Origin of the sequence: Microbacterium insulae (assembly GCF_042677065.1) — a bacterium.
In the GTDB taxonomy this organism is placed as follows: Bacteria; Actinomycetota; Actinomycetes; order Actinomycetales; family Microbacteriaceae; genus Microbacterium; species Microbacterium insulae.
In genome coordinates, this window is the sequence record NZ_JBHTII010000001.1 from 1256717 (window position 1) to 1269771 (window position 13055).

General features: G+C 67.2%; 12 protein-coding genes. 7 read left to right on the plus strand and 5 right to left on the minus strand.

Annotated elements, in window-relative coordinates; translation table 11 throughout:
- Window positions 1-20: 20 nt before the first annotated feature.
- From yidC to rpmH, 4 genes are read right to left on the minus strand one after another with little or no spacing between them, the layout of a single operon-like run.
- Window positions 21-1142, minus strand: coding sequence for a membrane protein insertase YidC (gene yidC, locus ACFQ0P_RS06005; RefSeq protein WP_204981199.1), 1122 nt, complete (start codon window positions 1140-1142; stop codon window positions 21-23).
- Between the two features lie 8 nt (window positions 1143-1150).
- Complete coding sequence (gene yidD, locus ACFQ0P_RS06010) at window positions 1151-1507, minus strand: membrane protein insertion efficiency factor YidD (RefSeq protein ID WP_204981200.1); 357 nt, start codon at window positions 1505-1507, stop codon at window positions 1151-1153.
- Entirely contained in the window at window positions 1504-1839 is a 336-nt protein-coding gene (gene rnpA, locus ACFQ0P_RS06015) for a ribonuclease P protein component (RefSeq protein WP_204981201.1), read from the minus strand. The genes yidD and rnpA overlap by 4 nt, the downstream gene beginning before the upstream one ends.
- A 10-nt stretch (window positions 1840-1849) precedes the next feature.
- Complete coding sequence (gene rpmH, locus ACFQ0P_RS06020; protein ID WP_036304730.1) at window positions 1850-1987, minus strand: 50S ribosomal protein L34; 138 nt, start codon at window positions 1985-1987, stop codon at window positions 1850-1852.
- A 312-nt stretch (window positions 1988-2299) separates the two neighbouring features.
- On the opposite strand from rpmH, the gene dnaA reads away from it, so the two are divergent.
- The 7 genes from dnaA (at window position 2300) to ACFQ0P_RS06055 (ending at window position 12239) form a co-directional block, all read left to right on the plus strand.
- On the plus strand, window positions 2300-3739 hold the full coding sequence (gene dnaA / locus ACFQ0P_RS06025) for a chromosomal replication initiator protein DnaA (RefSeq protein WP_204981202.1): 1440 nt from the start codon (window positions 2300-2302) through the stop codon (window positions 3737-3739).
- Between the two features lie 429 nt (window positions 3740-4168).
- Complete coding sequence (gene dnaN / locus ACFQ0P_RS06030; RefSeq protein ID WP_204981203.1) at window positions 4169-5320, plus strand: DNA polymerase III subunit beta; 1152 nt, start codon at window positions 4169-4171, stop codon at window positions 5318-5320.
- Between the two features lie 28 nt (window positions 5321-5348).
- Window positions 5349-6551, plus strand: coding sequence for a DNA replication/repair protein RecF (gene recF, locus ACFQ0P_RS06035; protein ID WP_204981204.1), 1203 nt, complete (start codon window positions 5349-5351; stop codon window positions 6549-6551).
- Window positions 6544-7047, plus strand: coding sequence for a DUF721 domain-containing protein (locus ACFQ0P_RS06040; protein WP_204981205.1), 504 nt, complete (start codon window positions 6544-6546; stop codon window positions 7045-7047). Before recF ends, ACFQ0P_RS06040 begins: the two co-directional genes overlap by 8 nt.
- A gap of 122 nt (window positions 7048-7169) precedes the next feature.
- On the plus strand, window positions 7170-9209 hold the full coding sequence (gyrB, locus tag ACFQ0P_RS06045) for a DNA topoisomerase (ATP-hydrolyzing) subunit B (RefSeq protein ID WP_204981206.1): 2040 nt from the start codon (window positions 7170-7172) through the stop codon (window positions 9207-9209).
- A 31-nt stretch (window positions 9210-9240) separates the two neighbouring features.
- Window positions 9241-11838, plus strand: a complete 2598-nt coding sequence (gyrA, locus tag ACFQ0P_RS06050) for a DNA gyrase subunit A (RefSeq protein ID WP_204981207.1) — start codon at window positions 9241-9243, stop codon at window positions 11836-11838.
- On the plus strand, window positions 11835-12239 hold the full coding sequence (locus ACFQ0P_RS06055; protein WP_204981208.1) for a DUF3566 domain-containing protein: 405 nt from the start codon (window positions 11835-11837) through the stop codon (window positions 12237-12239). Before gyrA ends, ACFQ0P_RS06055 begins: the two co-directional genes overlap by 4 nt.
- A gap of 27 nt (window positions 12240-12266) precedes the next feature.
- Here ACFQ0P_RS06055 and ACFQ0P_RS06060 read toward each other — a convergent pair whose 3' ends face one another.
- Window positions 12267-12980 carry a VIT1/CCC1 transporter family protein gene (locus tag ACFQ0P_RS06060; RefSeq protein ID WP_204981209.1) on the minus strand — a complete coding sequence of 238 codons (714 nt, stop codon included), beginning with the start codon at window positions 12978-12980 and terminating at the stop codon, window positions 12267-12269.
- Between the last annotated feature and the right edge of the window lie 75 nt (window positions 12981-13055).

The following is a 13055-nucleotide window of genomic DNA, read 5'->3' on the forward strand; positions in this document are numbered from 1 at the left end:
TCGGGTATCGGGGAGGGAGGTTAGGATGCTGCGTCGCCGGCGTTGCCGGTCGCTCCCGAGCTCTTGGGCTTCGGGTTCTGCTTCTGCTGAGACTGCTTCTTGGCGCGCTGCTTGCTCACGGGCTGCTGGCGCTTCGGGGTTGCGGCGCGGGCCTTCTCGGCCTCTTCGTAGAGCCGCTGCTGCTCGGCGAGGTACTTCTCCATCGGCACGACCTTGCCCGACGCATCGATGGCCTTGCCCTTCCGAGCAAGTCGCTCCTCGCGCTCCTTGGCGGCTTCGGAGCCGGGGGTGGGCATCTCGCGGATGACCAGGAACTGCTGACCCATCGTCCACAGGTTCGATACGAACCAGTAGATGACGACACCGAGCGGGAAGAAGACGCCCGAGAAGACGAACGCGAACGGCAGCACCCAGAGCATGATCCGCTGCATCTGGTAGGCCTGACCGGTCTTGGCTTCGGGGGAGAGGTTCTTGGAGATGATCTGCAGCTGGGTGAAGAACTGCGACGCGATCATCAGCACCACGAGGGTCGCGAGGATGATGATGGCCGCGGTGTTCCCGGTGTTCACCGCATCGATCAGCGTCTCGTGGAGCGACGCGACGCCGAACAGCTTGGCGTTGTAGAACTCCGCCGTGAGCTCAGCGTTGAGGAGTCCGACGCCGCCGATGCCCGCGTTGTAGTGACGCGTGACGTCGTTCAGCACGCTGAAGAGAGCGAAGAAGATCGGCATCTGCACGAGAAGCGGCAGACAGCTCGAGACCGGGGTCGTGCCGTGCTTCTTGTACAGCGCCATCGTCTCGCGGCTCATTGCCTCGCGGGACAGCTGATCGCGCTTGCCCTTGTACTTCTCCTGAACTTTTCGCAGTTCAGGGGCGATTTCCATCATCTTGCGCTGGCTCTTGATCTGCCGCACGAAGAGCGGGATCAGGGCCGAGCGAACGACGATCACGAGACCGACGATCGACAGGACCCAGGTGATGCCGTCGGCCGGGGGAAGCCCGAGCCAGGTGAACAGCCAGTGCCAGGCGACGAGCACCGCCTCGACGGCCCACTTGAGCGGCCACAGGATGATTCCGATCAGATCGAAGCCACCGCCGGTGGCTGCCGCGGGTGTGGGGGTGGAGGCCAGCAGAAGATCCATGCGGAGGATCAGTCCTTTCCGGTGGGGGCGGGCACGACGAACCCGTGCGGGGTCAGTCCGTGCCGGAAGTGCGAGTGCGGCGGGACGTCATCGACGCCGCCGACCGCCCAAGGGTGGCAGCGCGCGAGACGCGCGGCTGTGAGTGCGGCGCCCTTGACGGCCCCGTGCTGTTGCACGGCCCCGACGGCGTAGGCGGAGCACGACGGGTAGTACTTGCAGACGTCCCCGTAGGTGTGCGAGATGGTCGCACGGTACCCGTGAAGCAGAGCCAGCACGGCGTTGCGGGGCAGCAGTGGCACGCTGCGCAGCACACCGGATGCCTCGAACCCGGCCGTTCCGACGGCGTAGGACGGGAGGACGCTCATGCCGTCCTCCGGGTCAGACAGCGCTCGACGTCGGCACGAAGCTCGCCGAAAGGAGCGGTCGCGGCGCTGGGAAGAGCCCGGATCACGACGTCACTGCCATCGGCGACGACGGGAAGAGCCTCGGCGCAGAGAGCCTTGAGCCGGCGTCGGACGGTGTTGCGCACCACCGCGCCTCCGACCTGACGGCTCACGATGAAACCGAAACGCGCCGGGCCTGGGGCCACGGCGGGTTTCACGTAGGTCACGGTGTGCGCACCGGCGCACCGACGGCCCCGACGGACGACGGCCTTGTAATCCGCTCCGCGGGTGAGTCGGTTCGGCCGCGCCAGCACCGTACGGTCGTCAGGCCGACAGCTCGGTGCGGCCCTTGCCGCGGCGAGCCGAGAGGATGGCGCGGCCGGCGCGGGTGCGCATGCGGGCGCGGAAGCCGTGCTTCTTGGCGCGACGGCGGTTGTTGGGCTGGAAGGTGCGCTTGCTCATGGGATCACTTCCGGATCAGGTGTCACCGGGACTCTGAGACCGGGGACGCTTCGTACAAAGGGACTGCCGCGAGGGCATAAGTCAACCGATTTAGGGTACGCCGAGGCGCCTGAGAACTCAAACCGAGCGTCACCGGGAGGGCATTATCCACGGGCCGCGGCATCCGCCCTGGCAACGACACACCCGCCCGCCCTACAGTGGAGTTTGCTCGAGAGGCGCCCGCTGACTAGCGTGGCTCCGGCAAGTTATCCACAGGTCCCGGCGTGATGATTCCGCGGCCTCCGGTGGAGTCGTCAACAACCCGGGGGGACCATGCCACCGCACGAAGTTCCAGACGTTCCGATCTGGTCAGCCGTGCTCGACGAGCTCACGCACGATGAGCGGGTCACCCCGCAGCTGCAGGGCTTCCTCAACCTGGCGGTGCCGCAGGGCGTCATGGGCGGAACGCTCTATCTCGACGTGCCGAACGATCTCACCGCCGCGCAGTTCACCAAGCGCATGCGCGCGCCGATCATGGAGGCTCTCGCCCGCGTCGATCAGGACGGAACCCCGCCGACGAGCACGTTCCGCGTCGTGGTCAATCCCGAACTCGCCGATGCGCACCTGACTGCGCCGATCCCCGTGCCCGTGGATTCGCCGGCCGCCGCGCCGACGTCGACGGGGATGGTTCGCCCGCCACTGGAGGAGACGCCGGATGCCGCGGCATCCGTCTCCCGCAACGACACGCGCTTGAACCCGAAGTACACGTTCGACAACTTCGTCATCGGTCAGTCCAATCGCTTCGCACACGCTGCGGCCGTCGCGGTCGCCGAAGCGCCGGCGAAGGCATACAACCCGCTCTTCATCTACGGGGACTCAGGTCTCGGCAAGACGCACCTCCTGCACGCCATCGGCGACTATGCGATGAGCCTGTACTCCGGCATCCGCGTGCGCTACGTGTCGAGCGAGGAGTTCACGAACGACTTCATCAACTCGATCGCCAACAACCGCGGATCCGCGTTCCAGGCGCGCTACCGCGACGTCGACATCCTCCTCATCGACGACATCCAGTTCCTCCAGGGTCGCGCTGAGACGCAGGAGGCCTTCTTCCACACCTTCAACACGCTGCATGACCACGACAAGCAGGTCGTGATCACGAGCGACGTCCCGCCGAAGCATCTGACGGGATTCGAGGACCGGATGCGCAGCCGGTTCGAGTGGGGTCTCATCACCGACGTCCAGGCGCCCGACCTCGAGACGCGCATCGCGATCCTCCGAAAGAAGGCCCAGTCCGAGCGCCTCCACATCCCCGACGAGGTCCTGGAGTACATCGCGACCGTGGTCTCGAGCAACATCCGCGAGCTCGAGGGCGCCCTCATCCGCGTCTCTGCGTTCGCGAGCCTGAACCGCTCGACCCTCGACATGTCGCTCGCCCAGACCGTGCTGCGCGACATCGTCGACCAGGATGACGCGAACGTCATCTCGCCGACCGACATCATCTCGGCGACCGCGCAGTACTTCAAGCTCACGGTCGACGATCTGTACGGGTCGAGCCGCTCCCAGTCCGTCGCCACCGCCCGTCAGATCGCGATGTATCTGTGCCGCGAACGAACCAGCCTGTCCCTCCCCAAGATCGGCCAGCTCTTCGGCAATCGCGACCACACGACGGTGATGTACGCGTACAAGAAGATCAGCGATCTCATGAAGGAGCGCCGCTCGATCTACAACCAGGTGTCCGAGATCACCACCCAGCTGGGTCGCAACGGCCGCTGACCCGCGGCGCGGACATATGCCGCAAGAAGTGCTTGACAGCGAAAGATGAGAACGCCATCATTCGCGTTCTTCACAGTGTGGAAAACCTGTGGATAACTACATGCCGCTGCGGAAAGCCTGTGGGCGGCGGTGAACTGCCTGTGGATGAATCGAGGACTCCCGCGACCGACAGGATTCTCCGTCCCGCATCCCTCCGCAGCGGCTCCACATCTCACACGCTTGTGATTCCGTTGTCCCGCTTGGGATCAGCCGAGTTGTCCACAGTTTCCACAGCCGTTAACACCATGACAAGAAGTATTTGAAGAGAGTCGATCCGATCACCTTGACGGGGGAAAGTCCGGTGGACGAAGTGGCGGGGCAGCGGGCACTAGCATCGGAACGGCCTGGCACTAGCATGAGAACCCCCAGCCAGCACTCGAGGGAGCATTCGTGAAGTTCCACGTCAACCGCGATGTGTTCAGCGAAGCCGTGTCGTTCGTCGTCAAGCTCCTGCCGCAGCGCAACCCGCAGCCGATCCTCGCGGGCGTGCTGATCGAGGCATCCGATGCCGGCATCTCGCTCGCCGCGTTCGACTACGAAGCCTCCGCGCGAACCACGATCGAAGCGACCGTCGACGAGCCCGGCACGATCCTCGTGCACGGCCGGTTGCTGTCGGAGATCGCGAGCCGGCTCCCCAATGCACCGATCCAGGTCGAGGTCGACGACGACGGCGGCATCCTCCTCACGTGCGGTTCGGCACGGTTCACGCTCGCGTCGATGCCGGTGCAGGAGTACCCCGCGATCCCCGAGGTCACGGGTGACTCCGGGCTCGTGCCCTCCGAGGACTTCGCGACCGCGATCGCCCAGGTCGCGTTCGCCGCTTCGCGCGACGATGTGACCCCGGTGCTCACCGGCGTGCAGCTCGAGGTGACGGGCAACGCCCTGAGCCTCGTCGCCACCGATCGCTACCGCGTCGCGTTGCGCGAGATCCCGTGGGACGGCGGCGGCGTCGCCTCCGACGAATCGACGACCGCGCTGGTCCCCGCCCGCACACTCACCGAGGTCGGCAAGACGTTCGCGCACGGCGGCGACATCTCCATCGCCTTCTCCGGGTCGGGCGATCGCGAGATCATCGCGTTCACCGCCGGCAACAAGACCGTGACGTCGCTGCTGATCAAGGGCAACTTCCCTCCGGTCCGTCGTCTGTTCCCCGAGGCGACCGAGCATCACGCCGTCGTGAACACGGCCGAGCTCGTCGAGGCCGTGCGGCGCGTGTCGCTCGTCCTCGACCGGTCGGCGCCGCTGCGGTTCACCTTCTCGACCGACAGCGTGTCGATGGATGCCTCGGGCACCGAGCAGGCGCGCGCCACCGAGTCCGTCGACGCCAACCTCGTCGGCGAGGACGTGACGCTCGGCCTCAATCCGCAATACCTGCTCGAGTCCCTCGGGGCGGTGCGCAGCGAGTTCGTGCGCATCACATTCACCTCGAGCGAGAACGCCAACAAGCTCAGCCCCGTGCTCATCACGCCGCAGACCTCGGTCGAGAAGGCCGGCGCCGACTCGTTCCGCTACCTGCTCCAGCCGAACCTCCTGCTCAGGTGACGTCGTTCCCGATCATTAGGCTTGTCCGATGATCGTGGAGCAGCTGAGTCTCGTGGACTTCCGCAACTACGCGGTCGCCGACGTCGCTCTCGGCCCCGGACCCAACCTCTTCGTCGGTCGCAACGGGCAGGGCAAGACGAACCTCGCCGAGGCGATCGGCTTCTTCGCCACCCTCGGCTCGCATCGCGTCTCGAACGACGCGCCCATGGTGCGCGACGGGGCGGATGCCGCGATCATCCGCGCGCGGCTGACTCACGGTGAGCGCCACGTGCTCCTCGAAGCGCAGCTGAACCGCCAGGGTTCCAACAAGGCGCGGGTCAACGGGGCGTCGGTGAAGCCGTCGGAACTTCCGCGATACGCGCAAGTCGTGCTGTTCGCCCCCGAAGATCTCCAGATCGTCCGCGGCGACCCGTCGGCCCGCCGGCGCTTCGCCGACCAGCTGCTCGTGCAGCGCGCCCCCCGCATGGCGGGCGTGCTCGCCGACTACGACCGCGTGCTCAAGCAGCGCACCGCACTGCTGAAGTCCGCGAAGGCACGCGGAATCCGCGGGGACGCGCTCACGACACTCGACGTATGGGACGACAAGCTCGTCTCCCTCGGCACCCAGGTCATCGAGGCCCGCCTCGCCCTCGCCGCAGATCTCGCGTCACCCCTGGCCGCCGCGTACGCAGCGATCGCCGGCGCCGACCACCGGCCCGAGGCCGAATGGCTCCTGTCCGTCGCCGGGGCCGACCCCGATGTCGACCTCCCCGCTTCGCCGCGGCCCGACCCTGCGACTGGATCGCGTGACTCGGCGTCGACCGGTGCCGAGGCATCCGCCCCTCGCGTCGAGGAGCTCTTCCGCCAGGCCCTCGCGAACCGGCGGGCCGCGGAACTCGACCGCGGGCTCACGCTCGTCGGGCCCCATCGCGACGACCTGCTGCTGCGGGTGCGCGGCCTGCCGGTGAAGGGCTACGCGTCGCACGGCGAGTCGTGGTCGGTCGCGCTCGCGCTGCGACTGGCGTCGGCTGAGCTGCTGCGGGCGGACTCCCGCCTGGGCGATCCGGTGCTGATCCTCGACGATGTCTTCGCGGAGCTCGACGCCGACCGCCGTTCGCGCCTCGCGCTCCTGGCCGGCGACTACGAACAGGTGGTGGTGACGGCGGCTGTGGAGGAGGATGTGCCCGCGGCCCTACGCGCCCGGGTCGTCCGCGTCGAGGCGGGCACGATCCTGGAGGCGACGGATGCCTGAGCCCGACGGTCCCGCGGATCCCGCCGTCCCCGAGACCGTGTCGACCTACCTGCGGCTGCGCGGACTCGAACCGTCAGCGCGGGCGTACCGCAAGCGGCGCCGGCGCACGGACGACGACGAGAACGCGCCGTTCACGCCCGGTCGTGATCCGCGGGGGGTGGGCGACGTGCTCGCGCAGCTCACGCGAGAGTCCGGCTGGGACAAGGAACTCGCGCGCGAGGACGTCGTGCGGGCGTGGTCGGATGTCGCGGGCGACGACACCGCTCGGCACACCCGGCCGGTGGCCTTCTCGCAGGGCACGCTGACGGTCCAGGCAGACTCGACGGCGTGGGCGAAGCAGCTCCAACTGATGCGCGCGCACATCCTCTCGGAGATCGTCCGGAGGTTCCCCGAGGCGGGGGTCGAATCCATCCGCTTCATCGGACCGGACGTCCCCTCGTGGAAATGGGGTCCCAGAACGATTCCAGGGCGCGGTCCGCGCGATACCTACGGCTGAGCCACGTCAGATATCGTCCGCGACCATTTCCGTCCACCACAGAGCCGTATAAGCCCGAAAGCGAAGGCTTACTTGGTAGACTGAACGGTGCCCCCGCCGAACGATCTGGAGCGCCCTGACTTATGACGTCCGTGAACCCCGACAGCGTTCCTGAAGAACCCGAAGCCCGACCCGCCGAGCCGGTTCCGAACGAGTACGGGGCAGACGCCATCCAGGTGCTCGAAGGCCTCGAGGCCGTGCGCAAGCGCCCCGGCATGTACATCGGCTCCACCGGTGCGCGCGGACTCCACCACCTCGTGCAGGAGATCGTCGACAACTCGGTCGATGAAGCCCTGGCCGGTTACTGCGACACCATCGAGGTCACGATCCTCGAGGACGGCGCGGTGCGTGTCATCGACAACGGCCGCGGCATCCCGGTCGACATGCACAAGACCGAGGGAAAGTCGACCGTCGAGGTCGTGCTCACGGTCCTCCACGCCGGAGGCAAGTTCGGCGGTGGGGGCTATGCGGTGTCAGGAGGCCTCCACGGCGTCGGGTCGTCGGTCGTCAACGCGCTGTCGACGCGCCTCGAGGTCGAGGTCAAGCGACAGGGTCACGTCTGGCGCCAGTCCTACCGCGACGGCGGTCAGCCGCTCGGCCCGCTCGAGAAGGGCGAAGAGAGCAGCGAGACCGGCACGACCATCACGTTCTGGCCTGATGCCGACATCTTCGACACCGTCGACTTCGACTACGACACCCTCCGCACCCGGTTCCAGCAGATGGCGTTCCTCAACAAGGGTCTGCGCATCAGCCTCCGCGATGAGCGACCCGAGGGCCTCGTCGAGCCGGGCGAGCCCGGGCACGAAGACGAACTGCAGCCCCGCCACGACAGCTTCCTCTACGAGCGCGGGCTCGTGGACTACGTCGAGCACCTGAACAAGGTGCGTCACGCCGATGTCGTCAACGACGAGATCATCGACTTCGAATCCGAGGACACCGACCGCAAGATCGCGCTCGAACTCGCGATGCAGTGGACGACGAGCTACACCGAGAACGTCTTCACCTACGCGAACACGATCAACACGCACGAGGGCGGCACCCACGAAGAGGGGTTCCGCGCCGCTCTGACGACCCTCGTGAACCGCTACGCCCGCGCGCAGAACCTTCTCAAGGAGAAGGACGACAACCTGACCGGCGAGGACATCCGCGAGGGGCTCACCGCGGTCATCTCGGTCAAGCTCTCCGAACCGCAGTTCGAGGGGCAGACCAAGACGAAGCTCGGCAACACCGAGGCCAAGGCGTTCGTGCAGAAGGTCGTCGGAGATCAGCTCGGCGACTGGTTCGACCGCAACCCGGTGCAGGCCAAGAACGTCGTGCGCAAGGCGATCGACGCCGCCACCGCGCGTCTCGCCGCCCGCAAGGCGCGCGAGACGGCCCGGCGCAAGAGCGTGTTCGAGTCCGCGGCGATGCCCGACAAACTCAAGGACTGCACCAGCAAGGACCCGTCGATCAGTGAGATCTTCCTCGTCGAGGGAGACTCCGCCGGCGGGTCGGCCGTGCAGGGCCGCGACCCGCACACCCAGGCGATCCTGGCCCTCCGCGGCAAGATCCTCAACGTCGAGCGCGCGCGCCTCGACCGGGCCCTGGGAAACAAAGAGGTCCAGGCCATGATCCAGGCGTTCGGCACGGGGATCGGCGAGGACTTCGACATCGACAAGGCCCGGTACCACAAGATCGTGCTCATGGCCGATGCCGACGTCGACGGCCAGCACATCACGACGCTGCTGCTCACCCTGCTGTTCCGCTACATGCGCGGACTCATCGAGGCCGGGTTCGTGTACCTCGCGCAGCCGCCGCTGTACCGACTGAAGTGGTCGAACTCGGCACACGAGTACGTGTACAGCGACCGTGAGCGCGACGCGCTGCTGAGCGACGGCATCGCCAGCGGCAAGCGCATCCCGAAGGACAACGGCATCCAGCGCTACAAGGGTCTGGGCGAGATGAACGACAAGGAGCTCTGGGAGACCACCATGGATCCCGAGACCCGCACGCTCAAGCAGGTCACGATCGACGACGCAGCCTCGGCCGACGAGATCTTCACGATCCTGATGGGCGAGGACGTCGAGTCCCGCCGCGGCTTCATCCAGCGCAACGCCAAGGACGTCCGCTTCCTCGACATCTGATCGACGGACGCACGCGAGATTACGGAACCCCATGACTGACGAAGAACGCCCGGTGCCCGCGCACAACCACGGCCAGATCGAGCAGGTCGACCTGCAGTCCGAGATGCAGCGCAGCTACCTCGACTACGCCATGAGCGTCATCGTCGGCCGCGCGCTGCCCCGTGTCGAGGACGGCCTCAAGCCCGTGCACCGCCGCGTGATCTACGGCATGTACGATGGCGGATTCCGCCCCGACAAGTCCTTCTCGAAGTGCGCGCGTGTGGTGGGCGAGGTCATGGGCCACTACCACCCGCACGGCGACGCCCCGATCTACGACGCCCTCGTCCGCCTGGTGCAGCCCTGGTCGCTGCGCTACCCGCTTGCTCAGGGACAGGGTAACTTCGGCTCCCCTGGGAACCAGGGTGCGGCCGCTCCCCGGTACACCGAGACGAAGATGGCTCAGCTCGCGCTCGAGATGGTGCGCGACATCGAGGAAGACACCGTCGACTTCGAGGACAACTACGACGGCCAGACCCAGGAGCCCGTCGTCCTGCCGTCGCGGTTCCCGAACCTCCTCGTCAACGGGTCGGTCGGCATCGCCGTCGGCATGGCGACCAACATCCCGCCCCACAACCTCCGTGAGGTGGCCGACGGTGCGCTGTGGGCTCTCGAGAATCCGGAAGCCTCGCGCGAGGAGCTGCTCGAGGCGCTCATGGAGCGCATCCCCGGCCCCGACTTCCCCACGTACGCCCAGATCCTCGGCACCAAGGGCATCAAGGACGCCTACCGCACCGGTCGCGGATCGATCACGATGCGCGCGGTGGTCAACGTCGAAGAGATCCAGGGCCGCACGTGCCTGGTGATCACCGAGCTGCCGTACCAGGTGAACCCCGACAACGTCGCGGTGAAGATCAGCGACCTCGCCCGCGAGGGCAAGATCACGGGGATCGCCGACATCCGCGACGAATCGTCCGGTCGCACCGGTCAGCGTCTCGTGATCGTCCTGAAGCGGGATGCCGTCGCCAAGGTCGTCCTGAACAACCTGTACAAGCACACGCAGCTGCAGGAGAACTTCGGCGCGAACATGCTCGCGATCGTCGACGGCGTGCCGAGGACGCTGCCGCTCGACGGATTCGTCACGCACTGGATCGATCACCAGATCCAGGTCATCGTCCGCCGTACGCGGTTCCGCCTCGCCAAGGCCGAGCGCCGCATGCACATCCTCCGCGGCTATCTCAAGGCGCTCGATGCGCTCGACGAGGTGATCGCGCTGATCCGCCGCTCGCCGACCGTCGAAGAGGCGCGCGAAGGCCTCAAGACCCTGCTCGAGATCGATGACGACCAGGCTCAGGCGATCCTCGACATGCAGCTCCGACGCCTCGCGGCGCTCGAACGACAGAAGATCGTCGACGAGGCCGCCGAGCTCGAGACGCAGATCGCCGATTACAACGACATCCTCGCGACCCCCGCGCGGCAGCGCACGATCATCCGCGACGAGCTCACCGAGATCGTGCAGAAGTTCGGCGACGACCGCCGCACCGAGATCCTCCACGGGTACGAGGGGGGAATGACGAACGAAGACCTGATCCCCGAAGAGGAGATGGTCCTCACCGTCACACGCGACGGGTACATCAAGCGCACCCGGAGTGACAACTACCGTTCGCAGCACCGGGGCGGCAAGGGCGTGAAGGGCGCGCAGCTGCGCGCCGACGACGTGGTCGAGCACTTCTTCGTCACCACGACGCACCACTGGCTCCTCTTCTTCACGACGAAGGGCCGGGTCTACCGCGCGAAGGCCTACGAAGTGCCCGAGGCCGGCCGCGATGCGAAGGGCCAGCACGTCGCGAACCTTCTCGCGCTGCAGCCGGGCGAGGAGATCGCTCAGATCCTCGACATCCGCGACTACAGCGTCGCGACGTACCTCGTCCTCGCCACCCGCAGCGGGCTGGTGAAGAAGACGCGTCTGACCGAGTACGACACGAACCGCCAGGGCGGCATCATCGCCATCAAGCTCCGCGGCCAGGTGCCCGAGGAGGGCGACGAGGCCGACGGCGAGGGCGACGACGAGCTCGTCAGCGCGCTCCTCGTCGATGAGGGCGACGACATCCTGCTCATCAGCCGTCACGGCATGTCGCTGCGCTTCTCGGCGACCGACGGCGCGCTCCGCCCGATGGGACGCTCGACGTCGGGAGTGAAGGGGATGGACTTCCGCGCCGGCGACAGCCTGCTCTCGGCATCCGTCGCAAAGGACGACGAGTACGTGTTCGTCGTCACCGAGGGCGGGTACGCCAAGCGCACCGCCGTCGACCAGTACCGCGTGCAGAACCGGGGCGGACTGGGCATCAAGGTGGCCAAACTGCACGAGGATCGGGGCGATCTGGCGGGGGGTCTGATCGTCTCCGACGACGACGAGGTCTTGGTGGTTCTTGCCAGCGGCAAGGTGGTACGCTCTGCCGTGGCCGAGGTCCCAGCCAAGGGCCGTGACACCATGGGTGTCGTGTTCGCCCGCGCGGGAGACGAAGATCGCATCATCGCGATTGCGCGCAACGGAGAGCGGGGCCTGGCCGATACCGCAGAAGCCGCCGTCGAAGAGACGGCCCCCACCCCCGAGGCTTCTCCCGAGACCCCCGAAGAGAGTGTTGACGCATGAGCACGGTAGCCGACAAGCTCGCCAAGAAATCCAGCCACAAGACGTCCGCGAAGCAGGTGCGTCTGCGCCTGGTCTACATCGACTTCTGGTCGGCCGTGAAGCTGTCCTTCCTCGCGGCGATCGCGCTCGCCATCGTCACGGTCGTGGCTTTCGTCCTCGTGTTCCTCGTGGTGCAGACCACCGGACTCATCGCCCGCGCCGACGAGTTCTTCGGCAACTTCACCGACGGCAGCATCCTGCTCTCGCAGTTCGTCAGCCTCCCGCAGGTCCTCGCGTTCTCGGCGGTCGTGGCGATCCTCAACCTCGTGGTGGTCACCGTGCTCGGCGCGGTCATCGCCGGCATCTACAACCTCGCCGTCAAGGTGACGGGCGGACTGCTCGTCGGCTTCACGTCCAACTGATCCGGGATGCCGGCCCCGGCCGGCGTCTCACACCACCGTGGTTCCCAGCAGGGTGCCGATCAGCCAGGTGACGCCCAGCGCCAGCGCGCCGCCGACGACCAGTCGCAGAATCGCCCGCCCCCTCGGCGCACCGCCGAGCCTTGCAGAGATGCTGCCGGTGACGGCGAGGGCGACGAGGACCGCGACGAACGTGACCGGGACACGCCACTCTGGCGGCGGCAGCAGGATCGCCAGGAGCGGCAGCAGGGCGCCGGCCGTGAAGGCGATCGCCGAGGAGATCGCGGCGTGCCACGGGTTGACCAGGTCGTGCTGATCGATGTGCAACTCGACCTCGAGGTGCGCGGCGAGAGCGTCGTGGGCGGTGAGCTCCTCGGCGACGCGCCGGGCAGTCGCCTCCGACAGCCCGCGGTCGCGATACAACTGCGTCAGCTCGTCGAGCTCCTCGTCGGGCATGTCCCTCAGTTCGCGCGACTCCTTCGCGATGAGCGCCCGTTCGCTGTCGCGCTGGCTGCTCACCGACACGTACTCGCCGAGGGCCATCGAGATCGCGCCGCCCACGAGTCCGGCGATGCCGGCGAGGAAGAGCGCCGGAGTGTCGGTGGTCGCACCGGCGACCCCGACCACGAGCGCCGCGACCGAAACGATGCCGTCGTTCGCCCCCAGCACTCCCGCGCGCAGCCAGTTGAGTCGCTGCCCGAGACCCGCTCCGTGCGGTTCTCCGGGATGCCCTTGAGACGCCATGCCACCAGTGAACCTTGGATGCCCGGACCGCGCCAGCCGCACGCCGATCGGATTCGTGAAAACGTCGGCCGTCGG